The 720-nt window shown below is 64.0% G+C and carries 1 pseudogene; it reads right to left on the reverse strand.

Going from position 1 to position 720, the window contains the following annotated elements:
- Positions 1–720: pseudogene (locus AC0L20_RS39620) on the reverse strand (hypothetical protein); the annotation flags it as partial.

The raw sequence follows: 720 nt of genomic DNA on the forward strand, positions 1-720 counted from the left end.
CGCTGGGCATAAACAGCAATTCAACGCTGACAAAGCCCTCGCCTTCGCAGTTCGGGCAACGGCCCTTGGCGACGTTGAAGGAAAACTGCCCGGCGTCGTAACCGCGTTTCTTCGCGGCCGGCGTTGCGGCGAAGAGTTTGCGCACGTTGTCGAACAGCCCGGTGTAGGTCGCCAGGTTGGAGCGCGGCGTGCGGCCGATGGGTTTCTGGTCCACTTGCACCAGACGGCGGATATGCTCCAGCCCGGCACTGATACGCCCCTCGCTGGCGGCGGGCGCGGCGTCTTCCAGGCTGGGCTCGTCGACGCTTTCCAGCTCGCGCCCAAGGCCGCTGCTGACCAGCTCCAACAGCGCCTGGCTGACCAGGCTGGACTTGCCCGACCCGGAAATCCCGGTCACCGCCGTGAAGCAGCCCAGCGGGAAGCCCACCTCAAGATTGTTCAAGTTATTGCGCGTCACCCCGTGCAGCTTCAGCCAGCCGCTGGGTTCGCGCCGCGCCTGATTCGACGGGCGCGCTTGGGCAAACAGGTACTCACGCGCCAGTGTCGCGCCGACCTCTCGAGCCAATGCATACAGCGGGCTTTCTATTGGCGTACGTGCCGAGCCGAATACCGTGACTTTGCGTCGTCCCTTGAATTGTTCGAGCACACGAAAGGCATGGTCGAGCTCACGTATGGCGCGCAATGTGATCTTGGCGTTCCAGCGATCACGGTCGTCCCGGG

This window comes from Bradyrhizobium sp. Kon58 (assembly GCF_055807455.1).